Here is a 25,616-nt window from a genome sequence, read left to right on the forward strand (position 1 = left end):
GCGCTCCGCTTTCGAGGCGGCGTGACGCGCTCGCTGCCCTAGTAGCTGGCCGCCGCCCCGGCGCCGGCACTGGTCGAGATGGCCTCCGTGTGCAGCGCCTCCTTCGCGCGATCCGGCATGAGCAGCACGGCGATGAGGGAGAACACGCACAGCACCGATCCGTACAGGGCGAGCGGCAGGATCAGCCCCTGCCCACCCAGCCACGTCATGACGTACGGCGCGGTTCCGCCGAACAGGGCGACGGCGATGGCGTAGGGGAACGCGACACCGACGGCCCGCACCTCGGTCGGGAACAGCTCCGCAAGTGCGGCGTTCGAGACGGACGCCCCCGCGGCGGCCGGGATCACGACGAGCATCTGGAGCCCGATCACGACGGCCGGGTCGGCGGAGACCCAGAACAGCGCCGGCCAGGAGGTGACGAGCACACCGAGCACGGAGAACAGGAGCACCCGGCGGCGACCCACCCGGTCGGAGACCCAGGCGAAGAGCGGCTGCAGCGCGGCGAACACCACGATGACCAACGCGGTCAGCATCTGGGCCTGGGACAGCTGGATCCCGGTCACGATGTTCGCATAGGTCGCGTACTGCAGCACGAACACGTAGTACGCGAAGGTCGAGCCGGAGATCAGCAGCATTGTGATCAGGCTCTGCTTCCAGTACCGGGTGAGGAGCACGGTCAGCGCGGAGCGGCGCTCCGTGTTGACCTGCTTCGCCTCGGTGAAGAGCTGCGTCTCTGTCATCGTGCGACGCATCACCACGGCGAACACGGTGAACAGCGCGCCGAGCAGGAACGGGATGCGCCAGCCCCACGTGGCCATCGCCTCCTGGCCGATCAGCATCGGGAGCACGGCGGCAAGCAGCACGGCGAAGAGCACGGCCACCGAGCTCGCGATGTACCCGAGCGCGTTGTACATCGCACGCTTCCCGGGAGGGGCGATCTCGCTGAGGAAGGACACCGCGGCGCCCTGCTCCCCGCCGACGCCCAGCCCCTGGATGATGCGGGCGGCAACGAGGATGAAGCCGGCCGCGGCACCGATCTGCGCGTAGCTGGGGATCAGCGCAATCACGAGCGAACCCGCACCGAGCAGGTACATGCCGAGGATCATGCCCGACTTGCGCCCGAACTTGTCGGAGTACGCCCCGATGAGCGCGCCACCGATCGGGCGCATGACGAACCCGACCGCGAAGACGAGGAGTGCGTTGAGCAGCCCGGCGAAGGGGTCCGCCGGGTCGAACAGCTGACCGGCGACGTACACGGCCATGAAGCCGAAGACCTGCCAGTCGTACATCTCAAGCATCATCCCGACAACGCCGGAGAGGAGCTGTCTGGTGGGTGGACGTGTGCCGGCGGTGGCGTCGGCCTGGGTGGTCGTTTCGGAGGTACTCGACATCGTTGTCAGCCTTTCTGTGTGGCCTCGGTGGCCAGCGGGGAGTCGGAGAGCAGGCGCGCGCGCAACTGCGGGGTGAGCGCGGCGTCGATCGCGGTGGCGGCGAGGAGGATCGCGCCGTCGAGCACGGCGGCGTCGCCGGCCGCCGACCCGGCAAGGGCGGCGAGCGCGGGCGTGTGGATGACGACTCCTGGCTCTCCCAGCCCGAGCATGGGGTGGATGCTCGGAAAGCGCTGTGAGATGTTGCCCATGTCGGTGGAGCCGGCCTTCGGCCAGGGCGCTGCGGCCGTGCGGCCGACGCGGGCGAGGTTCTCGATGTAGGCCGCGGTGAGCTCGGCATCCGGGGTCAGGTTCTCGTAGCGGAACGGGCCCTCCGTGATCGACACCGTGACGGCTGCGGCCAGGGCTCCGGCCTCGGCGCAGCGGCGCACGACGTCGACGACCCGCTGGAGCGAGTCCTTGTCGGCCGCGCGCACCATCCAGCGGCCGCTGGCGGAACCCGGGATGACGTTGGGGGCGGAGCCGGCGTGATCGATCACGCCGTGGATCTGCTGGTAGGGCTCCAACTGCTGGCGGGCCAGGCCGATCGCGGTGAGCATGATCGTCATGGCGTCGAGCGCGTTGGCACCCATCCAGGGCATCGCGCTGGCGTGCGCCTCGCGGCCGGTGAACTCGACCATCAGGATGCCGGAGGCCAGCGGGTCCATCCACGGCACGTCCTCGCCGGCTGGATGCACCATGAGCGCCGCGTGGGTGCCGTCGAATGCGCCCTCGTTCAGCATCGTCACCTTGCCGCCCGCGTTCTCCTCGGCCGGGGTGCCCAGCAGCCGCACCGTGACACCGAGCTCGTCGGCGAGCGGTGCCAGGGCCGCGAACGCGCCGAATGCGGCACCGGCGATGACGTTGTGCCCGCAGCCGTGGCCGATCTCGGGCAGAGCGTCGTACTCGGCGCAGAGCGTGATCACCAGCTCGCCGGATCCCGCCTCCGCACGCACGGCGGTCGGCAGGCTGCCCAGGCCGAGCTCGGCGTCGAAGCCGAGCTCGGCCACGGCGGCGACAAGCGCGCGGGCGGCTGCGTGCTCCTCGAGCCCGAGTTCGGGGTGGGCGTGGATCGTGCGGTGCAGGCCGAGCACGGTGTCCTGCGCGCTCGTCAGGGTCTGGGCGGCGCGCTGTTTGGCCTGCTCAACCTGCGACAGTTCAGGCATGGTTCTCTTCTCTCTCGAGTGCGCGTGCCAGCGCGAGGAACGGCGCGTTCTGTTCGGCCGCGGGGTGTCTGGCGCCTCCGGGTGCCACTGCACGCCCAGGATGCGCCCGGTCTCGTCTTCGAACGCCTCGGCGAGGCCGTCATCCGCACGGGCCGTGATGCGCAGGCCGTCGCCAATCTGGTCGATGCCCTGGTGGTGGCCGGTCGCCACCGAGATCGTGGGCGCGCCCAAGGCGTCGCGCAGCTGCGACGGCTCGACCGCCACATCGTGCCACAGGAACTTGAGCTCCTCACCCTCGGCCGGCACGTGGTAGTGGTGAACGTCACTCGGCGCGAGGTCGGCGTAGAGAGTGCCGCCCTGGGCGACGTTGAGGATCTGGGCGCCACGGCAGATGCCGAGGACGGGCAGCTTCTGCTCGATCGCGTACCGGGCCACGGCGAGGTCGAGCGCATCCTGCTCTGGGTTCACGTCGTAGAGCGCATCGCAGGGCTCGCCGGCGTACAGGGCGGGGTCGATGTCTCCACCGCCGGGCAGCACGATGCCCTCGATGCCCTCGGGCAGCTCGGCGTCGCGAATGATCACCGGCTCCATTCCGTTGGAACGGATCAGCTCGACCACATCCTGGAAGATGGCATTCGCCGCGGCGACGCGCGGGTCTCCGTCGCCCACCGATAGCCTTGCCGTGATGGCGACGCGTTTTGCTTCTTTGCTCATGACCCCTCCGAGCCGCATTGCTTACTATGTGGTCTGAACTCTAGAGGATAGAGGTTTTCTTGGACAACCCCGCTGGCCGATTGTTTTCGCCGATCCATTCGGCCGGCGTCTCTGAGGCGATCGTGCGGCGCATCGGCGAGCTGATCGGATCCGGCGAGCTGCGCCCTGGCGATCGGTTGCCCACGGAGGCCGAGCTGTCGCAGGCATTCGAGGTCGCGCCGATGACGGTCCGTGCGGCACTGCAGGCCCTGCGCGACTTCCACCTGATCGAGACTCGGCGCGGCCGCAACGGCGGCACCTTCATCCACGCGGACGCAGCGCAGGCGGCGTACTTCCAGGATGACAGCATGCCCACCATCACCGAGTTCGCGGACTTCACGGTGTGGCGCGAGGCGATCTCCGGCGAGGCCAGCGCCCTGGTCGCCGGGCGCATCGCGGCAGGCGAGCTCACCGAGGCCGAGGTGCAACGCCTGGTCGAGCTGCGCGATGCGAGTCATCAGGCGGGGCTCAGCTCCAGCGCCTTCCGTTTCGCCGACGCCGAGTTTCACCGGTACATAGCGGAGCTCTGCGGATCGCCCCGGCTCCTCGACGCCGAGCGCAGCATTCAGGCCTCGCTCACCAAGATCTTGCGCCGCATGGTGCAGCCGCCGAATGTCGCCAGTCTCACCACGCAGTCTCACACCGCGCTCTGCGCCGCCCTCCTGGCCGGCGACCCCGAGCGGTCGCGCCGCGAGCTGCGCGCCCACGTGCGCTCGACGGTGGATGTCGGGGTCGGGCTGGGCTATCTGCGCGCAGACTGAGCCGCGCCCGGCGCCCGGCGGTCCAGGCGAGGGTGGCCCGGGCGCATCGGCGGGGCGGTCAGGGCAGCGCGGCTCTCGGCGATCCAGTCCAGGGCGGCCCGGCCGCTGTGCTCCCCCGCGCTCACCGTGATGAGGGCGAAACGCTCGTCGGGGTCGCTCGGGTCGAGCTCGGCCCGGATCCCCGCCAGTACGCGGAGTTTCTCAAGCGCCTCGCGCTCCAGCTGGTCGAACAGCTCCAGGCAGCCGTCGATGCCGAGCTCCCGGCCGAAGAACAGGCGCAGCAGTGCGCCGTTGCGCGGCGGCGAGCCCTCGGGCGCCTCGCGGAGCAGGTCCGTGAGGCGCAGCCGGCCGGGCTCGGTGAGCTCGTAGAGGGCGTTGGCGTCGCGGGCCACCAGCCCGGCCGCCTCCAGGCGGGCCAGCGTCGGGTAGATCTGCCCAAAACTCTCGGCCCAGAAGTGGCCGAGGGTCGAGAGAATCTCCGCGCGCACGCGGTAGCCGGACATCGGCGCCAGCGACAGCGCGCCGAGCACCGCCAGCTCCGTCTGTGATCGCTTGCGAACCATCCCTTGAGTATATCTGGCAGATACAATACGGTCGAGAGGTGCCCACACTTGCTGCGTTCGCCGCGACCGCGATCCTCGCCGGCCTCGCCGTGTTCCAAGGCGCGCTCGCCGCGGGGGCGCCGATCGGCCGATTTGCCTGGGGTGGTGCGCACACCCGCCTGCCCGTCGCCCTGCGCATCGGCAGCGCCGTGTCGATCGGCCTCTATGCGCTCTTCGCCGTCGTGCTGCTCGATCGCGCCGCCGTAATCTCGGTGCTGCCGGGCGCGGTGAGCGCCGTGGGCGCGTGGGTGCTCTTCGGCTACTTCCTGCTCGGCACGGGCATGAACGGGATCTCCCGCAGCCGCGCGGAACGGATGACGATGACGCCCTGCTGCCTCGTCCTGGCCGCGCTCACCCTCGCCGTCGCGCTCGCCTGACCGCCCGGCGGGTGGTCACAACCAGGGCTACGCCAGCCGTGCCACGCGATCGAGCCCGCGGCGGAGGTCGGCGAGCAGGTCGTCGAGTGACTCGATGCCCACCGACAGCCGCAGCATCCCGGGCGTGATGCCGAGGCGGGCGTTCAGCTCGGCGGGGAACGACGCATGCGTCGTGGTGAGCGGGTGCAGCACCATCGAGCGGGTGTCGCCGATGCCGGTCATCCGACTGAACACGCTCAGCCCGTCGGAGAAGGCGCGGGCGCCCTCGATGCCGCCGGCGACGGTGAAGGCGAACACCGAGCCGGTGCGGCCGCCGTAGTGGCGCTGCGCCAGCTCGTGCAGCGGGTTCTCCGGCAGTCCGGCGTAGTCGACGCCGACGACCTCCGGCTGCTCGGTGAGCCAACGGGCGATGGCCAGCGAGTTCTCGACGTGGCGGTCCATCCGCAGCGACAGCGTCTCGATGCCCTGGTGCAGCAGGAATCCGTTGAACGGGGAGAGCGAGGGGCCGATGTCGTTGACCACGGCCTCGCGCACGTACTGGGCGTATGCGGTCGGCCCGAAGCGGTCGAGGTAGGAGCCCGCTCCCGGCCGGGGCGGGTCGGTGAGCAACGGGTAGCGGCGGCTGGTCGCGGCCCAGTCGAAGCGGCCGCCATCGACGATCGCACCGGAGACCCCGGCGCCGTGGCCGGAGAGGAACTTCGTGCTGGAGTGCACCACGATGTCGGCGCCGTGCTCGAACGGCCGCAGCAGGTAGGGCGTCGCGACCGTGTTGTCGACGACGAGCGGGATGCCGTGGCGGCGCGCCACCTCGGCGATCCTGGCGATGTCGACGACGTCGTTGCGCGGGTTCGGGATGGTCTCGGTGTAGATCGCCTTGGTCTCCGGGCGGATGGCCTGCTCCCACTCGGCGTCGTCGTCGATGTTCCAGACGTAGTCGACGCTCACGCCGAAGCGGCGGAAGCTGCGGCCGAACAGGATGCGGGTGCCGCCGTAGATGCTCGCCGTCGACACGATGTGCTCGCCGGACTCGGCCAGTGCGAGCAGGGCCGCGGTGATGGCCGCCTGCCCCGACGACACCACGACCGCGGCGGTACCGCCCTCCAGCGACGCGATCCGCTGCTCGGCGACGGCATTGGTGGGGTTCCCCTGCCGGGAGTAGATGGGCTCCTGTGACTCGCCGGCGAAGCGGGCGACGCCGTCATCGAAGGAGTCGAACACGTAGCCGGCACTCAGGGTGATCGGGGGCACGCGCGCCCCGCGGTTCTGGTCGGCGTAGTCGCCGGCGTGCACCTGCCGGGTGTCGAAGCCGAGGCCCTCCCAGTCGAAGAGTGGGGCTGCCGGGGCCTGCTCGGCCTGCCGGTTCTCAGGCAGCTCGGTGTGCGGCATCGCCGGTCCCTTCTGTTGTAGCGGCCTCTGTTGTGGTGGCCGCGCCGCCCTCGGCAACACCCGCGACGCGCGCGACGAGATCCGCGATGCGGGTGACCGCCTCACGCAGCGTCTCCGGCGAGCAGGCGAGGTTCAGCCGGGCGAACCCGGCGCCCCCGCTGCCGAAGCTGGCGCCGTCGTTGAGTGCGACGCGGGCCTCATGCAGGATGCGGGTGTGCGGGGATTCGCCGAGTCCCAGCCCGCGCAGGTCGAGCCAGGCGAGGTAGCCGGCGCGCGGCCGGTGGTAGACGGCGGCGGGGAGCTCTGCGCGCAGCAACTCGTCGAGCAGGCGGTCGTTGGCCACGATCCGCTCGACCGTCTCGTCGAGCCAGTCGGTGCTGCGGAACGCGACGATGTTGGCGTGCAGTCCCAGGATGCTGGTGCGACACGCCACCTCCTCTGGCAGCAGGTTGAGCAGGTCGGCGGTGGCGGCATCCGCTGCCACGATGATCGCGCACTTGGCGCCGGCGATGTTCCAGCCCTTGCTGGCCGAGGTGACGATGGCGGCCCGGCCGCCGGCCGCGGCTGCGAGCGGCGCGAACGGGGTGAAGGTGACGCCCGGGTGGGTCAGCGGCGCGTGGATCTCATCCGAGACGACGAACACGTCGTGTTTGGCTGCAATGCGGGCGAGTTCGACCAGTGTCGCCCGGTCGAAGACGACGCCGTGCGGGTTGTGCGGATTGCAGAGCAGGAACGCGTCGATGCCGGCCGCGAACTCGCGCTCCAGTGCGGGAGGTTGAGGGTCCAGCCGCCGTCGGCCTGCCGCAGGGGCACCTCGATGACGGATGCCGAGGCCTCCTCGACCAGCTCGAAGAACGGCGGGTACACCGGCGGCGTGATTGCGACCCGCCCGGCCGCCGGCAGCGCCAACCGCAGGCTCTCGACGATGCCGACGCTGACGTCGGTCGCCAGGTGCACGTGTGCCGGGTCGACGACCCAGCCCCAGCGGTCGTTCGCGAACTGGGCGAAGACCGGGGCGAGCTCACCCGGACCGTCGAGATAGCCGATGTCGGAGCTCTGAACCCGCTCCACCAGACGCTGCACGATCGCGGGGGCGATGGCGTAATCCATCTCGGCGACGAACAAGGGGAGCACATCGGCGGGGAACCGGGTCCACTTGATGCTGCTGCGCTCGTGCCGAAGCGTGTCGGTCGGCGCACACGGTACGGGGGTCATGAAGCCAGCATCGCTCAGCCTCGTGCCCGGCGCGATGGGTGCTGAAATGATTCGACATACGCCGAACCCATCAGAGGGCACAAAAAACCCCGCAATCGCTATGATTGCGGGGTTTTGTCTGTGCGCCCGGAGGGATTCGAACCCCCAACCTTCTGATCCGTAGTCAGATGCTCTATCCGTTGAGCTACGGGCGCATGTTGGGCATCTGGGCGAGCTAGGCGCTCAGAAGCAACTTAGTTACTATAGCCCGAGCCACGCGGTCGCGCCAATTCGAGCAGTCGCGCCTGGCGTGTCACGGCCACCTGGCGGTACGACGTCTCGATCAATTCGGCGAGGAATTTCCACTCTGTGTGCGGCTGGTCGAAGTCGATCGCGAGCCATTTGCTGCCGTCGTAGTAGGGCGGGTGGAAGAACCGCTCGTCCTGTTCCCAGGCGGCGTGCTCGTCCGGATCCGTCTTGAATACGATCGAGTACGGCCGCTGCGCCGAGGCGGCCATGTGCACGAAGATCGGCTTGCGGGCCCGGAAGGTCGGCCGACCCCATGCCTGCACCTCGATCGCCTCCGGCAGGTCTAGGCAGAGCTCACGCACCCGCTGCACGAGCGGGTCGCCGGGCTCGAAGATCGGTGGGTGATCCATGTCGACAGGTTAGGCGCTGCCGGCGCCTGCGGCACCCGTCGCCGACCAGGATCAATCGACAACGGGTGCCAGCGCAGCTAGCGCTTCTTCACGTTCGTGACAGCGTCGCTGTCTCGCGATGAGGATTCGCTCTTCGCGCGCTTGTCGGCCCGCTTTTCTTTCAGCGATCGCTCCGCCTTCTTGGCAGTCGCTTTTCGTTGAGTTTTCTCTGCCATGGTCGTGCCTCCGTCGAGAGCCACGGTGACCCTGTAGCGCTGAGGCTACGCGGGTTCGCACCGTTGGCCGCCGATTCGCGCTCATTCCCTGCTGACTGCCACGTTGGCGGGTTCTGAAAGGCCCCACCGAGGGCTGGCACTAGGTGAAAAGCTGCACCAGCACGATCTGGTTGCCGTACAGGTCGTGCACGTGCGCCCAGCGGGAGCCGGCGCCGGCGCCCGGTGGCTGCGCCGGCAGCGTGCCGATCGAGGCCAGACGGGAGAGCGCGGCATCACGGTCGTCGACGTAGACCACGCCCAGCGGATGCCCACCGGTCTGCGCACCGACCAGGTGCTCGTCGCCGGGCAGCACCCGCATCAGCCAGAGGCCGGTCTCGCCGCCGGTGCCGAGGTGCAGCAGCCGGAATCCGCCCTCCCCCGGCTCGTCGAAGAGAACCTCGAAGCCGAAGCCGTCGCGGTAGAAGGCGATCGCCTCGTCGTAGTCGTGCACCAGCACGACCGTCCTGCCCCAGTGCGTGCCCATGCCTGCTCCCGTCACTTGCCGCCACTGTAGAGGCGGCTGCGCGGGCGCACAACGCCCAGCCCACCCCTAGCCAGCACCGGAACGCGGTGTTTGACTACGGCCATGAGTACCCCGACTTCTTTTGACTATGCGGGACTGCGAGCACTGTTCATCAACTGCACCCTCAAACGCTCGCCCGAGATCAGCAACACCCAAGGCATCATCGACCTGAGCGCCGGCCTGATGCGCCGGCAGGGCGTGCACGTCGACCTGGTGCGGGCGATCGACCACGACATCGCGACGGGCGTCTACCCGGACATGACAGAGCACGGCTGGGCGAGCGACGCCTGGCCGGAGCTGTTCGAGACGGTGCGCGCCGCCGACATCCTCGTCATCGCCGGGCCGATCTGGCTGGGCGACAACAGTTCCGTCACCAAGCGGATCGTGGAGCGGCTCTACGCAATGTCCGGCCTGTTCAACGAGGCGGGGCAATACGTCTACTACGGCAAAGTCGGCGGGGCGATCATCACCGGCAACGAGGATGGCGTCAAACACTGCGCCTCGAACCTGCTCTACAGCATGCAGCACATCGGTTACACGATTCCGCCCGCCGCCGACGCCGGCTGGATCGGCGAGATCGGCCCGGGGCCGAGCTACCTCGACCCGGGCTCCGGTGGGCCGGAGAGTGACTTCACGAACCGGAACACCACGTTCATGAGTTGGAACCTGATGCACCTGGCGGCCATGTTGAAGGCGAACGACGGTATCCCCGCGTTCGGCAATCTGCGGCGCGAGTGGGACGACGGCGAGCGCTTCGGCTTCGAGGCGAACCCGGAATACCGCTAGCGCGCTGACGCCTGAACGCCGGATGCCGGGGCGACACGTGTGTCGCCCCGGCATCCGGGTCTCGAAATTGCTGTTCGAGCGTTACCGCTCGGCGTCGCTACTTACTCAGCGGAGCAGTTCGCGGCAGCCTCGGCGGCGGCGTCCTGCACGGCCGTGGTGGCGGCGATGAGGGCGGGGTCGGTCTCGGCGCCCTCGGCCGGGGCCTCGGTCGAAACGGTGGCGACGTATGCGCCGGCCTCGCCCAGTGCGGCGGCGAAGCTCGAGAACGCGGCGTCGGCCGACTTGTTGTCGACGGTGCCGAGGAGCGCGTCAACGCGCTCGGTCAGCTGGCCGAAGTACTCGGACTTGCCGGCGGGGTCGGCGGCAAGGTCGCCGGCGAGGGTGTTCAGGGCACCGTTGGTGACGTTGCGCACCTCCGAGCAGGCCTCAACGGTGGAGCTGGCTGCGGGGCTGCTCTCGGGGGTGGCCTCGGCGGCGCAACCGGTGAATGCGAGGGCGGCGCCCAGGGCGAGCGCGGCGACGGTGACCATACGGGTCGACTTCATGACTGTGTATCTCCTTGGGTGCGTGCAAGCGCAGACAATCGCGTGATGCCTGGTGAGGCCGAACGGATGCCGCAACTGCGCGGCCCGTTTTAACGCGCAAAGGCGCCCCGGTAAGGGCGCCTTCGTCGCTTGCGTATACAGTCTACAGATCGTCGCCCGACGCCTCGGCGAGCGCCGGGATCACGGTCTGCTCGAACAGCTGCTGGGTGCTGCGGTCGTAGGCCGCCTCGGGGAAGTAGTGGATCGAGTAGCCGAGGCCGTGCTTCTGGCGCTCGAGCAGGCGCTCGATCACCTGCTCCGGCGTGCCGACGCCCGGGGCGTCCGAGTGGTAGTTCGCGTGCACGTACTCGGCGGCGGTGTCCGCGCCGACGTGGCGGGCCATGCGCGCCTCGACGGCGTCGATGCGCTCGGCCACCTCCGCCTCGGTGTCGGCGATGATGGTGTTGAAGTTGGAGGAGCGGGTGATGCTGCCGAAGTCGCGGCCGATCGCCTCGCAGTGCCCGCGCAGCACGGCGCTCTTATGGTCGAACTCCTCGAGCGTGCCGGTGAAGTTGGTGTAGTCGGCGTACTGGGCCGCGATCTTCAGCGTGACCTTCTCGCCGCCGCCGGCCACCCAGATCGGGATACCACCCTGCTGCGGCGGCATCGGCTGCACGATGGCCTTGTTCACCTGGAAGTACTGCCCGTCGAGGGTCGCCTCGCCCGTCGTCCACGCCTGCTTCATGATCTCGACGCCCTCGCGGAGGCGGCCGAGGCGCTCCGGGATGCCGGGGAAGCCGTAGCCGTAGGCACGCCACTCCTGCTCGTACCAGCCGCCGCCGATTCCCATCTCGGTGCGGCCGCCGCTGATCATGTCGACGGTCGCCGCGACCTTGGCCAGGTAGGCCGGGTTGCGGTAGCTCATGCACGTGCACATCTGGCCGATGCGCACCCGCTCGGTGACGGCGGCGAAGGCGCTCATCAGCGTCCACGCCTCGTGCGTGGCCTGGTCGGTGGGGGCGGGCACGGTGTGGAAGTGGTCGTACACCCAGATCGACTCCCACGGGCCGGCATCCGCCGACTGGGCCAGGGCCCGCATGGTGTCCCAGTGCTCACTGGGATCGATGTCGACGAGGTCATGGCGCCAGCCCTGGGGGATGAAAGTTCCGAATCGCATGCTCGGCAGTCTAGGGCGGCCGGAATAATGGCGTGCTCTCAGGCGCTGCATCCGGTGTGAAACGCATCGGATTCGAGTCAGCGATCCCACAGCCAAGCCTGCAAGATCACTCGCTCTGACCTAATCCGTTGCCGAGAGCCATCCAACTCCTCGCGCATAATTCTTGAGCTTCGTAAGGCAATACTGCGCGACAGTGGATCGGTTCTTCGACTGCAGGAAGTCCCCCTTGCGATAGGTGAACTCAAAGCAACGAATTCCCTCTTCGGTCGCGATAGACACATCAGGGAGCAGCGCGGGAAGAAAATCCACGGACTTCTCCGCCCGAATGGTGGGCTGATCGCCTCCACCGAAGGCAAAGCTCGCTTCAAGCGCCTTGCCGAACGCGACATTGAGCTGCTTGTCTTTTGCCCCCTGAAAGCCGACGTAGTCGGCAAATGCCTCAAATATTTGTCGGGCCTCTTCGGCGGGGTTTCCACGCGTCTCGCCCACGGACCGCTGTTCGTGGGCGAGATGCCGACCAAAGTCACTTCTCGTCAAGTATGTAGTCACTTCCGCGGGTGTACGCGAGGCAAGCCCAAGTGAACTAAGCGCTTCTTGAACATCTGGAGGGCCGTAGCGGCGGAAGGTGGAAAGCGCCAGCGGCGGCGAAATTGAAAACACATGCGCGTCCAGCGCGACGATGGTCTGGACAAGCAGTCCGCGGTGCCCGGCCCACCACTTACCAATGACGCTATCGCCGCATGCTTGCAAGAGCGCGCTCGGATCTAGCATTCCGAAGCGCCTACTCGACGTGAGGCTCGAGAGGATGCCGTGGCCCGACGTCTCACTCACGAAGAGAATCGTCATATCGACTGGCTTTACAGTCTCCCTCTCGAGTGCAAGCCGTCGTTTGTTGAAGTCCAGCGCGATCTGCTTTAAGAAGTCGCCCAATGATCTAAAGGATGCAGTGTCGTACTCCGCAAGGTCCACAAGGGCCTCCAACGAATCCACTTGGTTGGCTAGCTGGAGTGTCTGCGCGGCCAAGCCACTCCACGCATCTACGGGAGGACCATCGACCTTAACGGGAAGGTCGAGTGGCACAACCCCGGCGATCTCACGGTACGCTTCCGACATCGCCGCTGCCTTGCTCTGCACAGTCTCTGGCCAGACCAGTAGTACGCGCTGGCCAATTCCTTGGCGGAGAAATCGCTTGATTTCGCTCACCTCTTCTGCAGTGGCCGGGCGCCCCTCTCGATGGTCCACATTCACCGGAATAATTCGCGCATCGTTGGACGCAACCTCATCGCGCACAAAGGGCGAAAGTGCCGCCTCAAGGTTTGCTGCAGAAACGTCGCCGATGAAGGTGAGCGTCTTGGTGAAGGATCTTGGCAAGAACGTCGTGAGGTTCTCCGCCAGCGTTGTTTTCCCGGTGCCTGAGTCGGCGTAGATGGGAAGGAACAAACCCTCACCGAGAGAAGCGACCGCTTCCGCTGCTTCTTCAAGCACTTCGACCGTGGATGTCGCCGGCGGTAAGAGGATATTGAGTACTTCAAGTCCGATCTTTGCCACCAGCGGCTCGTAACGCGAAGGTAGAGATAGCGTGCGTAGCAGGTGTCGATCTTCAGCGGTCATTGGCTCACCCTAGCGGGGAACTGAGTTTTGTCTGAATGGAAGCTGTGCAACTTGTCAGCAGCGGCCGCCGCTGATTTGGAGCGCTGTGGCCGTGAGCGCTCGTCCGCACCGCAGGCCAGGCGAATCGCATGCTCGGTAGTCTGGGGCAGGAATAAGCTCGGCACCCTGAGCGCTGCATCCGGTGTGAAACGCATCGGATTCCTCTCCTTCGGGCACTACCAGGCCATCCCCGGCTCCCGCACGCGCAACGCCAGCGACGTGCTGCTGCAATCCATCGAGCTGGCCGAGGCTGCCGAGGAGATCGGCATCGACGGCGCCTACTTCCGGGTGCACCACTTCGCCAAGCAGCTGGCCTCACCGTTCCCGCTGCTCGCCGCGATCGGCGCGCGCACTTCGCGCATCGAGATCGGCACCGGCGTCATCGACATGCGCTACGAGAACGCGCTCTACATGGCCGAGGAGGCGGCCGCCGCCGACCTGATCAGTGGCGGCAGGCTGCAGCTCGGCGTGAGCCGCGGATCACCCGAGCCGGCCATGAACGGGGCGCGCACCTTCGGCTACGTTCCGCCGGAGGGCGTGGCGGATGCCGACCTCGCCCGCGCCAAGACCGAGCTGTTCCGCGCTGCCATCACCGGGGCCGGGGTCGCCGAGCCGAACCCGCAGATGACGGGCAGCTACGAGCCGCTCTCGATCGAGCCGCAGTCCCCCGGACTCGCCGACCGCATCTGGTGGGGTGCCGGCAGCCGGGCCACCGGCCAGTGGGCGGCCGAGCAGGGCATGAACCTGATGAGCTCCACGCTGCTCACCGAAGACACGGGTGTGCCGTTCGACCAGCTGCAGGCCGAGCAGATCGCTCTGTTCCGCGCGGCTTGGGCCGAGCAGGGCTGGGAGCGCACGCCCCGCGTCTCGATCAGCCGCAGCGTCATCCCCGTCATCACCGACGAGGACCGCCGCTACTTCGGCGGCGGCCGTGACAGCGAAGACCAGGTCGGCTACATCGACGGCGGCATCGCCCGTTTCGGCAAGAGCTACACCGGCGAGCCCGACAAGATCGCGGCCGAGCTGGCCGCCGACGCCGCCGTGCAGGCCGCCGACACCGTGCTGCTCACCATCCCCAATCAGCTCGGCGTCGACTACAACGCCCGCCTGCTGCAGACGATCGCCGACCACATCGCACCCGCGATCGGCTGGGAGCCGAACCTGGCGTAGCCCTGATCGAGTCAGCAGAGAATGCTCCAAGATTTCGGTCTTGGAGCATTCTCTGGTGAGTGGAGTGAATCGAGCGGGTTCCGGCTCTCAGATCACTTGGTGAGGGCGTACGAATCGGTGCCGATTCGCTCGTGTGAGCCTCGGATGACGAACGCGACAACCGCGAGTCCGGCGATACCCGCGATGAGGTAGACGGTGCCGCCCAGAGCCGCGAGCGGTCCAGGAGTGCCGTGGCCGACCGCAAATGTCGAGAAGTCCCAGAAGCCGTGGAGCACCATGGCCCAGATCAGCGTCCCGGTCGTGCGCCGCAGGATGTAGAACACCGTGCCGCCGAGGAACGCCATCCCCACCTGAGCGAGGGTCGTGCCGAGATCCTGCCCCATGAGCGCGTTCACGAGGTGCATCAGGGCGAAGGCCGCCGTGCTGATGAACCAGACCCACAGTTCCCCGAATCGGCTACGGAGGCTCGTGAGGAGGAGACCCCGGGTTGCCAGCTCTTCGGTGAATCCCACGAGCAGCAACACGAGGGAAGCCGCGAAGAACGCGCCATCGTAGGAGCCCCAGTCGGTGCTGGCGAGGTTGATGAGCAACGCGACGACCATGAGCGCGGGCACGAAGAGGGGCCAGCGCGCACTGTGCTTGCGGTCGAAGAGCGCAGGACGCCACCACCCCAGGAGGCTCGTCGTGATGGCGAGGAAGATCGCGCCGACGATGAGCGAGAGCCCGGCGCCGAGGAACAGGCTTTCGCCGTCGCGGCCGAACTGCGTGTAGGGGACGCCGGAGAGCGTTCCCACGATGAACACGAGTGCGGTGTAGGCCAGCCAGATTGCCAGGCCGATCCAGACGCGGGGGCGGACACGAAGCGTCGCAGTGGGCGATTCAGACATCACGTTTGCACTTTCTCGTTTGGGATCTTGCGATGCACGCGATCGTATTGGCCTGATCGCTCGCGGGAGAGCGACACACAGAACGAAAAGGGTGTTTGGGTCGGCGCGACAGAGCGGCCCGATGGCAAAGCCACTCGGCGTCCACCGCCCGGTCAGTCCACGACGGCGGCGACGGCCTCGATCTCGACGAGCTGATTGTCGTAGCCCAGCACCGTCACCCCCATCAGCGTGCTGGGCACGTCGTGCGCGCCGAAGGCCTCTCTGACAACGTTCCACGCCGCCACGAGGTCGGCCTGCCGGGAGGACGCAACGAGGACACGGGTGCTGATGACATCCTCGATCGTCGCCCCCGCGGCCGCCAGTGCGCTCGTCATCGTCTCGATGCAGACGGCGGCCTGCCCGGCGTAGTCGCCCACGGCGGCTGTGGTGCCGTCGGCGGCAAGCGGGCACGCACCGGCGAGGAAGATCAGGCGCGCTTCCTTGGGGGCTGTCGCCGCATACGCGTACTGCGCAACGTCGGAGAGGGTGTCAGAGCGGATGAGGCGCACGGAGCCAGGCATGGCCCAGAGCCTAGCGGCACGCGGGGCCACCTCGCGGGGAGCCGAGCCCAGCTTCCCCACGCAGCCGAGAGTCCCCTACTCTACGAGGATGCCTGGGTTGATCGTGTGTCGTCGTGTGCCAGCCGTGGGGCGGCGATGAGCCTCGGCCACGCTCCCGGCGCGATCCGCATTCGCGCGGGAGTGGTGCCCGATGACGTCGAACGCTGCGCCGAGATCTGGGTGCGCGCCCTCGAGGCGCGCGACGGCACCGTGGATGCCGAGGCGATGGCCGAACGGGTGCGCACGTCGTTCCAGAACCCGATCATCCGATTCGCGGTCGCCGACGCCCCGCGGAACGGCTTCGCCCTGGTCGAGTCCGGCTGCGCCGATCCGAACGAGGCGCTGCTGCACTTCCTCGCCGTTCACCCCGGCGGTGCCGGCAGTGGCGTAGGCAGGGCGCTCCTCGCCGACGCTGTGGAACATGCAACACGCAGTGGCTTCCGCTCACTCACCCTCGAGGTGCGCACGACCAACGTCCGGGCGATCGAGGTGTACACGCGTGCCGGCTTCGAGCCGTTCGGCGGGGAGATCCCGCATCCGCTCGGTGGCGACCCGATGCAGTCGTACCGCCTGGCGCTCGTTGACCAGGCTCCGCGCTCCTGACGCCTCTGCGCCCGTCGTCGCTGCGCCACCCGGGCCGGTGCTCCAGACTGTTGTGATGCAGATCAGACCCTTCCGCCCCGAGGACACCGAGGCCGTCATCGCGCTCTGGCAGGATGCCGGGCTCACTCGGCCATGGAACGACCCGCACAAGGACATCGCCCGCAAGCTCGCCGTGCAGCCTGAGCTCTTCGTGGTCGCCGTGGACGAGGACGAGCGGGTCATCGGCTCGGTCATGGCGGGCTACGACGGGCACCGCGGCTGGATGAACTACCTGGCGGCAGCCGATGATGCACGCGGGCTCGGCGTCGGGCGGGCGCTCGTGGCCCATGTGGAGGCGGCGCTGCTCGCGCTCGGCTGCCCCAAGGTGAACCTGCAGGTGCGCTCGACCAACTCCGGGGTCGTCGACTTCTACGAGCACCTCGGCTACCGGAATGATGACACCGTCAGCCTCGGCAAGCGGCTCATCGAGGACTGACCGGCCGCTCAGCGTTCCGGGAGTCGGATGGCGCCGGTGGCCGGGTGCTCGGTGGGCATGCGGTCGCGGTTGTACGTGATCTGGGTGAAGCCGTGGGGCTTCGGGTGGCCGTTGTCGTCGAGGCTCACGAACACGAGCTTCTCGATGGAGAGGATGACCCGGCGCGTGATCATGTTGCGCACGACGGCGCGCATGGTGATGGACGTGCGGCCGAACTGTGTCGCGATCAACCCCATCTCGATGAGGTCACCCTGCAGTGCAGAGGCCTGGAACTCGATCTCGGAGATGAACTTGGTCACAACGCGGAAGTTGCCGAGCTGGATGATGGCGTAGATCGCCGCTTCCTCGTCGATCCAGCGCAGCAGACTGCCGCCGAACAGGGTGCCGTTGGCGTTCAGATCCTCGGGGCGCACCCATTTGCGGGTGTGGAAGTTCATACCGTCGTCGGACATTGTGGGGAGTCGTCGTGCGTTCACACTTTCGAGGGTACGCCCGTGGAATTCGAGCGGATTGCCCGCAGATGACGGCCATGTGACGCCGCCGGCGCTTGTGCCGCGCTCAGCCGCCGCGGCGCAGCCTTCGGCATCCGCCCGTTAAGTTGTGCACAATTCAATTGCGTGCAATCATAGATTCATGCCCGTGACCGATGAAATGGTGTGCTTCTCCCTCTATGCCGCTACCCGTGCGACAACGCAGGCCTACCGCCATCTGCTCGAACCGTGGGGGCTCACCTACCCGCAGTACCTCGTGCTCGTGACCCTCTGGCTGGAGGGCGACCAGACGGTGTCCTCGCTGGGCGAGCACCTGCAGCTGGATTCGGGCACGCTCTCGCCGCTGCTACGCCGGATGGAGGAGGGCGGACTCGTGCGACGCGAACGGCACACCGCCGACGAGCGCGTGGTGAGCGTGACGGTCGGCACCCGCGGCTTGGAGCTGCGTTCCGAGCTCGCGCACATCCCCGCCCGGATCGCCTCGGGCACCGGGCTGCCAGACGAGCGCTCCGCCGCCGATCTCATCGAGACCCTGCAACACCTCACCGCGACGATGCGCGCGGTGAGCGCGCGCCCCGCCACACACATCTGATCCAGACGAGAAAGCGACACATGAACATTCTCTACACCGCAGAAGCCCTCTCAACGGGCGCTGGCCGGAACGGCAAGGTGGCGACGAGCGACAAGTCGTTCGAACTCGACCTCGCCATCCCGAAGGAGATGGGCGGCTCCGGGGCTGGCACCAACCCCGAACAACTCTTCGCAGCCGGGTACGCCGCCTGCTTCCACTCGGCCCTGCAGGTCGTTGCCCGCAGCCAGAAGGTGACACTCAGCGACTCGGCCGTCGGCAGCCGGGTGCACATCGGGCCCACCGACACCGGCGGGTTCCAGCTCGGTGTCCTGCTTGAGGTCGTCCTGCCCGGCATCGAGCCAGCCCAGGCACAGTCGCTGGTGGATGCCGCCCACCAGGTCTGCCCGTATTCCAACGCCACCCGCGGCAACATCGACGTCACCATCACAGTCTCGGAGGACTAACCAGATGACCAACTCCACCATGAACGCACTCATCCACCCCGAGTTCGGCGACCCCGCCGCCGTGCTGAGCGTAGAGGAACGCCCGCTCCCCCAGCCCGGCCCCGGCCAGGTGCGCGTGCGTACGCTCCTCTCTTCCATTCACAACCACGACCTGTGGACCGTGCGCGGCACGTACGGATTCAAGCCGGAGCTTCCGGCGCAATCGGGCACCGAGGCCGTCGGCATCGTCGACGCACTCGGCGAGGGCGTCGAGCACCTCACCCTCGGCCAGCGTGTCACCACCGGCGGAACGTTCGGCGTGTGGGCCGAGTACTTCCTGGCCCCCGCAGCGGCGCTCATCCCGGTTCCTGAAGCCCTCTCGGACGAGGCTGCTGCGCAACTCGTCTCGATGCCGTTCAGCGCAATCAGCCTCCTGCACTCCCTCGACCTGCAGCCGGGCGATTGGCTGATTCAGAATGCCGCGAACGGCGCGGTGGGCCGGATGGTCGCCCAGCTCGGTGCGGCACGGGGAATCAACGTGGTTGGCCTCGTGCGCCGTGCCGAGGGTGTCGCCGAACTCCGCGCCCAGGGAATCGAGCGGGTGATCTCCACCGACTCCGAAGGCTGGCGCGATGAGCTCACCACCCTCACCGGCGGCGCCGACATCCGCGTCGGAATCGACTCCGTCGGTGGCCGCGCCGCCGGCGACGTGCTCTCCACGCTGGCCACTAATGGCACCCTCGTGGTCTTCGGCGCAATGGCATCGCCGAAACTGGAGCTTGCCTCTGGCGACATCATCTTCAAGCAGGCCACCGTCAAGGGTTTCTGGGGCAGCGTCGTCAGCCGCGAGATGCCCGCCGAGCTGAAGGGCCAGCTGTTCCAGGAGCTGATCGGTCGCGTGCTCGACGGCACGTTGACGCTGCCCGTCGCGGCGACCTTTGGGTTCGGCCAGATCCGTGAGGCCGTTGCCGCGAGCGGTGAGCCGGGCCGCGTGGGCAAGGTGCTGCTGCGGCCGTAGCCGCTCCCGCGCGCTGAGCGCAGGACGCCCGCGCGCTGAGCGCGCGGGCGTCCGTCAGGATCGCGGCGCTATCGCAGCTGGCCGAGATCCACGTCGACAGAGACCGGCTCGCGGTCGCGGTAGTCGCGGTAGCGCGCCCAATCGAGGGCGACGCGCACCAGCATGACGCCATCGCCGGGGCGGGAGGCCACGAACCCGGGGAACGCCGCTTCGTAGGCGGCGGCGCAGCGCGCCAAGTCCTCCCCCGCGGCGAGCGCGGCGCTGCCCTCACACTGCAGCGTCGTGCCGTCGGCGCCACCGATCACGACCGCGACCCGGCCGTCGCGCGCGATGTTCGCGATCTTGCGGGAATCCACCCGCGCGTTGAAGACCAGCTCGCCGTCATCCGTCGCCGCGATGTCGAGGTAGGCGGCCTGCGGGGCACCGCCCGGCCCCAGCGAGCTGACGACTCCGCTGCCGATACCCCGCACGTACGCCGCCATCCCCGACCGATCCATGGCCACATGCTAGCGCCGCAGGCGGGAGACCTCAGACGCGGCGCAGCAGCGCCGCCAACGCCTGGCCGCCGCCGATGCACATCGTGACGACCGCGTACTCCAGGTCGCGGCGCTGCAGGTCCATCGCGGCGCGCAGCGTGAGGATCGCGCCGGTTGCACCGACCGGGTGGCCCAGCGCGATCGCCCCACCGTAGGGGTTCGTCTTTGCCGGGTCGAGGCCGGCATCGCGGATGACGGCGACGGCCTGGGAGGCGAACGCCTCGTTGAGCTCCACGACGTCGATGTCGGCCGGCGTCAGGCCCGAGCGCTCGAACAGCTTCTGCAGCGCGAGCACCGGGGCGTAGCCCATGATCTCGGGCTCGAGGGCGGCGGTCGCGACGTGCTCGATCGTCGCGAGGGCGCCCAGCCCCTGTTCCAGTGCCGTCGTCGCCGTGGCGAGCACCACGGCCGCGGCGCCGTCGTTCACGCCGGAGGAGTTGCCGGCTGTCGCGCTGCCGCCGGCCTCGAAGGCGGGGCGCAGCGCGGCGAGGTCCTCGATCGTGGTGCCCGGGCGCGGGTGCTCGTCGGTGTCGACCGTGACCGGGTTGCGGCCGATGGTCTGCACGGCAGTGATCTCTTCGGCGAAGGCGGCCTGCGCCGCGGCGGTGCCGGCGCGGCGCTGGCTCTCGAGGGCGAACTCGTCCTGCTCCTGACGGGAGACGTTATAGCGTTCAGCCACCCGCTCGGCCGTCACGCCCATGTGCTTGTTGCTGAACGGGTCGGTCAGCATGCCGATCGTGCCGTCGACCAGTGTGCGGTTGCCGAGCCGCGCGTTGCCGCGGGACTCGAAGTCGAGGAACGGCATCCGCGACATCGACTCGTCGCCGCCGGCGAGCACCATGTCGGCCGAGCCCCAGGCGATCTGCTGGGCGCCCGACCAGATGGCCTGCAGCCCGCTGCCGCAGAGTCGGTTCACCGTGAACGCGGGCGTCTTGGTCGGCAGCCCCGCCGCGAGCGCGACGAGGCGCGCGTTGTAGGCGTCCGGCCCGACCTGGCCGATGCAGCCCATCACGACCTCATCGATCTGCTCGGGGGCGACCCCGCTGCGCTCGAGTGCGGCCCGGGCGGCGGCCGCACCGAGCAGGTGAGCAGGCACCGAGGCCAGCGAGCCCTGGTAGCGACCGACGGGGGTGCGGGCGCCGTTGACGATGACGATGCTGTCGCGTGACATGGGTGGTCTCCTTGCTCGGTGCGGATGCGGTGTGCCGGGGTGCCAGGTACCGGGTGCCTGGTACCGGGTGTTGAGAGGCTACCGCCCGACCTTGCCCATGAGCCCGGCAATCGGGGCGAGCACGAGCGGGCGAGCGGCGAGCACCCCGCCGACCACGACGATCAGTGAGGCGGCGAAGATCCAGAAGCCAGTCCAGTTGACGGCATCCTGGCCCCCGTACATGTGGTTGAGGTTGCGCAGAGCCCCGGTCGAGAGCACCAGCACCACGTGCACGAAGATGAACAGCACGAAGTACAGCATCACCGGGAAGTGGATGGCCCGGGCCAGCTCGACGGGGTACAGCGTGTTCAGCCGGGTCGCCTTCGCCGGCCAGGCTCCCGACATGCGGATGCCGGTGAGCGCGGCGAGCGGCGCCGCGATGAAGATCGTGGTGAAGTAGGCCAGCAGCTGCAGGCTGTTGTAGTTGACCCAGCCGTTCTCGGTGGGCCAGTCCAGCGAGAGGTACTGCAGCGCGGCCGAGGCCGCGTTCGGGAACACGTCCCAGCTCGTCGGCACCACGCGCATCCACTGCCCGGTCGCGAACAGCAGCACCACGAAGATGATGCCGTTCAGCAGCCAGAGCGCGTCGAACGCGAAGTGCGACCACAGCGTCAGGGTGATCCGCTTGGGCGCGCCCTTCGTCTTGAACGGGGCGGTGTTGTTGCGCACCCACATCGCCGGCCGCCGGGTCTGCGTGCGCACCTGCCAGCCGGAGCGGATGATCAACACGATGAGGAACATGTTGAAGAAGTGCTGCCAGGCCAGCCACGCCGGCAGGCCGACGGGCGCGCCCTCCGGCAGGGGCGTCTCACCCGGGTAGGTCACGAGAAAGTCGCGCACGGCCTCGAACGAGACGAACCAGCGAGTGACGAGCACGACCACGGCGGCGAGCAGCACCAGGCCGACGGCCCCGGCGAGCGCTCGGAGCCACTGCCGCCCAGTGAACCGCCCGGTGCGCCGGGGTGCGGGGGGTGAGGGTTGGGCGGATGCCGCGGGCGCCGCAGGGGCCTCCGCAGGAATTGCGGCGGCCGGGCCGGCCGCGACCGGGGCGGCAGACTCGGCGGGTTCGCCCCCGGGCCGCGGTAGCCCCCGGCGCGGCGCGCGCGTTGACGGCTGCCCGGTCGGGTGCTCCCCCGCCACCCTGCTCAGGCCTTCCGCGCGTTGAGGGCGGCGACCAGCTGGGGCACGACCGTGAAGACGTCGCCGACGACACCGAAGTCGGCGATGCCGAAGATGGGCGCATCCGCGTCTTTGTTGATCGCGACGATCGTCTTCGCCGTCTGCATTCCGGCCCGGTGCTGGATCGCACCCGAGATGCCGAGCGCAATGTAGAGCGCCGGCGACACCGAGACACCGGTCTGGCCGACCTGGTAGCTCTGCGGCACAAAGCCGGCGTCGACGGCGGCACGCGAGGCCCCGACCGCAGCACCGAGCACGTCGGCCAGCTCGGTGACGAGTGCGAACCGCTCGCCGGAGCCGAGGCCGCGGCCGCCCGACACGACCTTCGCCGCGCCGCGCAGCTCGGGGCGGCCCGACGGGGCGACGTCCTCGTCGATCGAGGTGATCGTTGCAGCCGGGGCGGTGCCCGGTGAGACATCCAGTGTCTGCGCGTTCAGCGCTGCGGCATCCGCGCGCGCATCGATCGCACCCTGGCGCACGGTCACCACGAGCGTGCCTGCGCTGGCGGCCGAGTCGACGAGGTAGGCCCCGCCGTAAACCGAGTGGGACGCCACGACGCCCTCCTCGTCGCGCGAGACCCCCACGGCATCGATCGCCAGGGCCGAGCGGGTGCGGGCTGCGTAGCGGCCGGCCACATCACGCCCCTCGATCGAGTTCGAGATCAGCACGAGCTCTGGCTGCACCAGGTCGGCTGCCGCGACCAGCGCGTCGACGGCCGGAGTGGTCAGCGTGGTGGTGAAGCTCGGCGTCTCGGTCACCAACACCGAGGCAGCACCGTATGCGGCGGCCTGCTCGGCGGCCGCCTGCCCGTGACCGGGAGCGGCCACGACGAGAGCGACGGGGGTGCCGACACCGGCGGCCGCGCCGAGCAGGCCGGCGGCGCTCTTCTGCACCCGGCCGGATGGCGAGACCTCGACGAGGACGAGTACGGCGTCGTGCGGATAGTTCGTCATGTCGGTGCTCCTATGCCAGTCTCTGCGCGATGAGGAACTGGGCGAGCTGCTCGCCGGCATCCCCCTCATCGACGATCTTCACACCGGCGACGCGCGCCGGCCGTTCCGCCACCGAGATCACGATCGACCGCGGAACGGACTCGTCGTCGACGGCAACACCGAGATCGGCGAGCGTCACCGTCTCGAATGGCTTCTTCTTGGCGGCCAGGATGCCCTTGAAGCTGGGGAAGCGCGCATCGGGCAGGCGCTCGGTGATCGACACGATCGCCGGCAGCGGGGCGGACACCTCGTACGAGCCCTGCTCGAGCGAGCGCTGCCCGCTCACCCGGCCGTCACCGATCTCGACGGTGCTGAGGTTGGTCGCGGCAGGCACGCCCAGCATCTCGGCGAGCATCGAGGGCAGCACCCCACCTGAGCCGTCGGTCGAGAGGTTGCCGGTGATGACGAGGTCGAACCCGACCCGGCGAATCGCGGCGGCGAGCACCTCGGCGGTCGCGCCCAGGTCTGCCCCCAGCAGCGCGTCGTCGAGCACGTGCACCGCCCGCGTCGCGCCCATTGCGAGCGCCTTGCGCAAGGTGGTGGGCACCGTGCCCGGCCCCATCGACAGCACCGTGATCTCGGTGTCGGCGTGCGCATCCGCGTGTTTCAGCGCCACCTCGAGCGCACGCTCGCCGATCTCGTCCAGCACCATCTCACCGGCACGGTCGGCGAGCCCGGACTCCACGCTCAGTTTTCGGTCGCCGTAGGTGTCGGGCACTTCTTTCACCAGCACCAGGATTCTCATCGTTCGCTCCTTCGTGAACTCTGTGTCGGCACGCTACCTCGCGTCTGTGCGCACCGCTCTTCGATAGCGTGGGCGCTGGAGGTACACACCATGGCGGCATCCAAGCGACTCGCGGTAGACCCGATCGCCGAGGCGAAACGGCAGTGGACGGCGCACGGCTGGGGCGATGTCGCCCCCGGCATGGCCGCCGTCACGTCGGTCATGCGCGCCCAGCAGCTCATGCTCGCGCGCGTCGAGGCGGCGTTGAAACCGTTCAACCTGTCGTTCGCGCGATACGAGCTGCTCACGCTGCTGAGCTTCACCCGCGACGGCAAGATGCCGATGGCGAGCGCGAGTGCGCGGCTGCAGGTGCACCCGACCAGCGTGACGAGCACCGTCAACCGGCTCGAGAGCGACGAACTGGTGCGCCGCGAGCCGCACCCGCACGACGGCCGCGCGACCCTCGTGGTGCTCACGCCGCTCGGCCGGGAGCGTGCGGCGGCTGCCGCGCTCGTCCTGAACGACGAGGTGTTCTCCTCCCCCGGCCTCTCATCGGATGACACCACCCAGCTGGTCAGCATCCTGGCCCGCTTCCGGCGCAACGCCGGCGATTTCGACGACCCGGCCCCGCAGCCAGACCCGCTCTGAGCAGACCAGGGCTGAGCCGGCCCGCCCCGAGCCATGCGGGCCCGGTCATCGGTGCGAGAAGTGTGCGGTGCGCTTGTCACGGAACGCTGCCATCCCCTCGCTCTGGTCGTCGAGCGCGAACGTGGCCGCGAACGCCTGCTTCTCGAAGCGGATGCCCTCGGCCAGGCCCGTTTCCTGGGCCGCCTGCAGCGCGTCCTTCGCCGCGTACACGACGGGCAGGGACTTCGACGCGATGGTCTCGGCGACCAGCGCCGCCTCGTCGAGCAGCTCGGCAGCCGGCACGATCCGCGAGATGAGCCCGGCGCGCTCGGCCTCCTCAGCGCCCATCAGCCGGCCGGTCAGCACCAGCTCGGCGGCCTTGTACTTGCCGATGGCGCGCGGCAGGCGCTGCGTTCCGCCGATGCCGGGGATGACGCCGAGGTTGATCTCGGGCTGGCCGAACTTCGCGGTGTCGGCGGCGAGGATGATGTCGCACATCATCGCGAGCTCGCACCCGCCGCCCAGCGCGAAGCCAGCCACCGCGGCGATCAGCGGCGTCCGCACCCGTTCGAACTCGGCCCAGCCGCGGAACGGGTCGTTCAGGTACATGTCGATGTACCCCTGCTCCGCCATCTCCTTGATGTCGGCCCCGGCGGCAAACGCCTTCGCCGATCCGGTGATGACGATCGCACCGATGCCGGGGTCTCGGTCGAAGGTCGTGCTGGCACCGACGACCTCCCGCACCAGAGTCGCGTTGAGCGCGTTCAGCGCCTCGGGCCGGTTCAGCGTGATCCAGCCCACGCGTCCCCGCGTCTCGACAAGGATGGTCTCGTACTCGGTCACGGTGGCTCC

Annotated in this window: 30 protein-coding genes and 1 tRNA gene; 10 read left to right on the forward strand and 21 right to left on the reverse strand. The window is 68.7% G+C overall.

Annotated features, from left to right (window positions below):
• Positions 1 to 38: 38 nt before the first annotated feature.
• Positions 39 to 1,391: an MFS transporter gene (locus AWU67_RS13550; protein WP_067230105.1), complete on the reverse strand. Its 1,353-nt coding sequence runs from the start codon at positions 1,389 to 1,391 to the stop codon at positions 39 to 41.
• 5 nt (positions 1,392 to 1,396) lie between these two features.
• Positions 1,397 to 3,307: an amidohydrolase gene (locus tag AWU67_RS17020; RefSeq protein WP_160329763.1), complete on the reverse strand. Its 1,911-nt coding sequence runs from the start codon at positions 3,305 to 3,307 to the stop codon at positions 1,397 to 1,399.
• Between the two features lie 80 nt (positions 3,308 to 3,387).
• Here AWU67_RS17020 and AWU67_RS13560 point away from each other — a divergent pair, with 80 nt between their 5' ends.
• Positions 3,388 to 4,107, forward strand: a complete 720-nt coding sequence (locus AWU67_RS13560) for a FadR/GntR family transcriptional regulator (protein WP_067230109.1) — start codon at positions 3,388 to 3,390, stop codon at positions 4,105 to 4,107.
• On the opposite strand, the gene AWU67_RS13565 is transcribed toward AWU67_RS13560, so the two are convergent.
• On the reverse strand, positions 4,089 to 4,670 hold the full coding sequence (locus AWU67_RS13565) for a PadR family transcriptional regulator (RefSeq protein WP_082717001.1): 582 nt from the start codon (positions 4,668 to 4,670) through the stop codon (positions 4,089 to 4,091). The genes AWU67_RS13560 and AWU67_RS13565 overlap by 19 nt on opposite strands.
• 38 nt (positions 4,671 to 4,708) lie before the next feature.
• On the opposite strand from AWU67_RS13565, the gene AWU67_RS13570 reads away from it, so the two are divergent.
• Positions 4,709 to 5,086 (forward strand): hypothetical protein, encoded by a 378-nt coding sequence (locus tag AWU67_RS13570; protein ID WP_067230112.1) that lies wholly within the window; start codon positions 4,709 to 4,711, stop codon positions 5,084 to 5,086.
• Between the two features lie 27 nt (positions 5,087 to 5,113).
• Here AWU67_RS13570 and AWU67_RS13575 read toward each other — a convergent pair whose 3' ends face one another.
• From AWU67_RS13575 to AWU67_RS13595, 6 genes are all read right to left on the reverse strand, one after another.
• Positions 5,114 to 6,472 carry an O-acetylhomoserine aminocarboxypropyltransferase/cysteine synthase family protein gene (locus AWU67_RS13575; protein ID WP_082717002.1) on the reverse strand — a complete coding sequence of 453 codons (1,359 nt, stop codon included), beginning with the start codon at positions 6,470 to 6,472 and terminating at the stop codon, positions 5,114 to 5,116.
• The gene (locus tag AWU67_RS13580; protein WP_335339044.1) at positions 6,450 to 7,457 is read right to left on the reverse strand and encodes an aminotransferase class I/II-fold pyridoxal phosphate-dependent enzyme; all 1,008 of its coding nucleotides are present in this window, start codon (positions 7,455 to 7,457) and stop codon (positions 6,450 to 6,452) included. The genes AWU67_RS13575 and AWU67_RS13580 overlap by 23 nt, the downstream gene beginning before the upstream one ends.
• Positions 7,458 to 7,808: 351 nt before the next feature.
• A tRNA-Arg gene (locus AWU67_RS13585) sits at positions 7,809 to 7,881 on the reverse strand.
• A gap of 39 nt (positions 7,882 to 7,920) precedes the next feature.
• Positions 7,921 to 8,325 carry an MmcQ/YjbR family DNA-binding protein gene (locus AWU67_RS13590; RefSeq protein WP_067230115.1) on the reverse strand — a complete coding sequence of 135 codons (405 nt, stop codon included), beginning with the start codon at positions 8,323 to 8,325 and terminating at the stop codon, positions 7,921 to 7,923.
• Positions 8,326 to 8,402: 77 nt separating this feature from the next.
• Positions 8,403 to 8,540, reverse strand: coding sequence for a hypothetical protein (locus AWU67_RS17560; RefSeq protein ID WP_199922294.1), 138 nt, complete (start codon positions 8,538 to 8,540; stop codon positions 8,403 to 8,405).
• Positions 8,541 to 8,679: 139 nt separating this feature from the next.
• The gene (locus AWU67_RS13595; RefSeq protein WP_129586722.1) at positions 8,680 to 9,078 is read right to left on the reverse strand and encodes a VOC family protein; all 399 of its coding nucleotides are present in this window, start codon (positions 9,076 to 9,078) and stop codon (positions 8,680 to 8,682) included.
• An 87-nt stretch (positions 9,079 to 9,165) separates the two neighbouring features.
• On the opposite strand from AWU67_RS13595, the gene AWU67_RS13600 reads away from it, so the two are divergent.
• Positions 9,166 to 9,888, forward strand: coding sequence for a flavodoxin family protein (locus tag AWU67_RS13600; protein WP_067230121.1), 723 nt, complete (start codon positions 9,166 to 9,168; stop codon positions 9,886 to 9,888).
• A gap of 101 nt (positions 9,889 to 9,989) precedes the next feature.
• On the opposite strand, the gene AWU67_RS17400 is transcribed toward AWU67_RS13600, so the two are convergent.
• From AWU67_RS17400 to AWU67_RS13615, 3 genes are all read right to left on the reverse strand, one after another.
• On the reverse strand, positions 9,990 to 10,433 hold the full coding sequence (locus AWU67_RS17400; RefSeq protein ID WP_160329764.1) for a hypothetical protein: 444 nt from the start codon (positions 10,431 to 10,433) through the stop codon (positions 9,990 to 9,992).
• Positions 10,434 to 10,575: 142 nt separating this feature from the next.
• A complete protein-coding gene (locus AWU67_RS13610; protein WP_067230129.1) occupies positions 10,576 to 11,589 on the reverse strand; it encodes an LLM class F420-dependent oxidoreductase in 1,014 nt (337 codons plus the stop codon).
• 120 nt (positions 11,590 to 11,709) lie between these two features.
• Entirely contained in the window at positions 11,710 to 13,200 is a 1,491-nt protein-coding gene (locus AWU67_RS13615) for a hypothetical protein (RefSeq protein WP_129586724.1), read from the reverse strand.
• A 183-nt stretch (positions 13,201 to 13,383) separates the two neighbouring features.
• Here AWU67_RS13615 and AWU67_RS13620 point away from each other — a divergent pair, with 183 nt between their 5' ends.
• A complete protein-coding gene (locus tag AWU67_RS13620) occupies positions 13,384 to 14,409 on the forward strand; it encodes an LLM class flavin-dependent oxidoreductase (RefSeq protein ID WP_067230136.1) in 1,026 nt (341 codons plus the stop codon).
• Positions 14,410 to 14,501: 92 nt separating this feature from the next.
• Here AWU67_RS13620 and AWU67_RS13625 read toward each other — a convergent pair whose 3' ends face one another.
• Complete coding sequence (locus AWU67_RS13625; RefSeq protein ID WP_067230139.1) at positions 14,502 to 15,296, reverse strand: CPBP family intramembrane glutamic endopeptidase; 795 nt, start codon at positions 15,294 to 15,296, stop codon at positions 14,502 to 14,504.
• A gap of 152 nt (positions 15,297 to 15,448) precedes the next feature.
• On the reverse strand, positions 15,449 to 15,856 hold the full coding sequence (locus AWU67_RS13630; protein ID WP_067230142.1) for a RidA family protein: 408 nt from the start codon (positions 15,854 to 15,856) through the stop codon (positions 15,449 to 15,451).
• Between the two features lie 135 nt (positions 15,857 to 15,991).
• Between AWU67_RS13630 and AWU67_RS13635 the strand changes: the two genes are divergently transcribed.
• Together AWU67_RS13635 and AWU67_RS13640 are read left to right on the forward strand one after the other, a co-directional pair.
• Positions 15,992 to 16,498, forward strand: a complete 507-nt coding sequence (locus AWU67_RS13635; protein WP_067230145.1) for a GNAT family N-acetyltransferase — start codon at positions 15,992 to 15,994, stop codon at positions 16,496 to 16,498.
• A gap of 55 nt (positions 16,499 to 16,553) precedes the next feature.
• Positions 16,554 to 16,973, forward strand: a complete 420-nt coding sequence (locus AWU67_RS13640) for a GNAT family acetyltransferase (protein ID WP_067230149.1) — start codon at positions 16,554 to 16,556, stop codon at positions 16,971 to 16,973.
• Between the two features lie 8 nt (positions 16,974 to 16,981).
• On the opposite strand, the gene AWU67_RS13645 is transcribed toward AWU67_RS13640, so the two are convergent.
• Positions 16,982 to 17,425, reverse strand: a complete 444-nt coding sequence (locus AWU67_RS13645) for an acyl-CoA thioesterase (RefSeq protein ID WP_082717003.1) — start codon at positions 17,423 to 17,425, stop codon at positions 16,982 to 16,984.
• Positions 17,426 to 17,606: 181 nt separating this feature from the next.
• Between AWU67_RS13645 and AWU67_RS13650 the strand changes: the two genes are divergently transcribed.
• From AWU67_RS13650 to AWU67_RS13660, 3 genes are read left to right on the forward strand one after another with little or no spacing between them, the layout of a single operon-like run.
• Positions 17,607 to 18,056, forward strand: a complete 450-nt coding sequence (locus AWU67_RS13650; RefSeq protein WP_199922295.1) for a MarR family winged helix-turn-helix transcriptional regulator — start codon at positions 17,607 to 17,609, stop codon at positions 18,054 to 18,056.
• 20 nt (positions 18,057 to 18,076) lie between these two features.
• Positions 18,077 to 18,499 (forward strand): organic hydroperoxide resistance protein, encoded by a 423-nt coding sequence (locus AWU67_RS13655; RefSeq protein ID WP_067230155.1) that lies wholly within the window; start codon positions 18,077 to 18,079, stop codon positions 18,497 to 18,499.
• A gap of 19 nt (positions 18,500 to 18,518) precedes the next feature.
• The gene (locus AWU67_RS13660; protein ID WP_067232807.1) at positions 18,519 to 19,496 is read left to right on the forward strand and encodes a zinc-binding dehydrogenase; all 978 of its coding nucleotides are present in this window, start codon (positions 18,519 to 18,521) and stop codon (positions 19,494 to 19,496) included.
• Positions 19,497 to 19,564: 68 nt separating this feature from the next.
• Here AWU67_RS13660 and AWU67_RS13665 read toward each other — a convergent pair whose 3' ends face one another.
• The 5 genes from AWU67_RS13665 to AWU67_RS13685 form a co-directional block, all read right to left on the reverse strand.
• Positions 19,565 to 19,993, reverse strand: coding sequence for a pyridoxamine 5'-phosphate oxidase family protein (locus tag AWU67_RS13665; protein WP_082717005.1), 429 nt, complete (start codon positions 19,991 to 19,993; stop codon positions 19,565 to 19,567).
• A 31-nt stretch (positions 19,994 to 20,024) separates the two neighbouring features.
• Complete coding sequence (locus tag AWU67_RS13670; RefSeq protein ID WP_067230161.1) at positions 20,025 to 21,203, reverse strand: thiolase family protein; 1,179 nt, start codon at positions 21,201 to 21,203, stop codon at positions 20,025 to 20,027.
• A gap of 78 nt (positions 21,204 to 21,281) precedes the next feature.
• Complete coding sequence (locus tag AWU67_RS13675; protein ID WP_234407262.1) at positions 21,282 to 22,139, reverse strand: cytochrome b/b6 domain-containing protein; 858 nt, start codon at positions 22,137 to 22,139, stop codon at positions 21,282 to 21,284.
• A gap of 248 nt (positions 22,140 to 22,387) precedes the next feature.
• Positions 22,388 to 23,374 carry an electron transfer flavoprotein subunit alpha/FixB family protein gene (locus AWU67_RS13680; protein ID WP_067230164.1) on the reverse strand — a complete coding sequence of 329 codons (987 nt, stop codon included), beginning with the start codon at positions 23,372 to 23,374 and terminating at the stop codon, positions 22,388 to 22,390.
• Between the two features lie 10 nt (positions 23,375 to 23,384).
• Positions 23,385 to 24,158 carry an electron transfer flavoprotein subunit beta/FixA family protein gene (locus AWU67_RS13685; protein ID WP_067230168.1) on the reverse strand — a complete coding sequence of 258 codons (774 nt, stop codon included), beginning with the start codon at positions 24,156 to 24,158 and terminating at the stop codon, positions 23,385 to 23,387.
• A gap of 90 nt (positions 24,159 to 24,248) precedes the next feature.
• Here AWU67_RS13685 and AWU67_RS13690 point away from each other — a divergent pair, with 90 nt between their 5' ends.
• Positions 24,249 to 24,785 (forward strand): MarR family winged helix-turn-helix transcriptional regulator, encoded by a 537-nt coding sequence (locus AWU67_RS13690; protein ID WP_067230171.1) that lies wholly within the window; start codon positions 24,249 to 24,251, stop codon positions 24,783 to 24,785.
• 45 nt (positions 24,786 to 24,830) lie between these two features.
• Here AWU67_RS13690 and AWU67_RS13695 read toward each other — a convergent pair whose 3' ends face one another.
• Positions 24,831 to 25,607 (reverse strand): enoyl-CoA hydratase, encoded by a 777-nt coding sequence (locus tag AWU67_RS13695; RefSeq protein ID WP_067230175.1) that lies wholly within the window; start codon positions 25,605 to 25,607, stop codon positions 24,831 to 24,833.
• Between the last annotated feature and the right edge of the window lie 9 nt (positions 25,608 to 25,616).

This window comes from Microterricola viridarii (genome assembly GCF_001542775.1).
Taxonomy (GTDB): Bacteria; Actinomycetota; Actinomycetes; order Actinomycetales; family Microbacteriaceae; genus Microterricola; species Microterricola viridarii_A.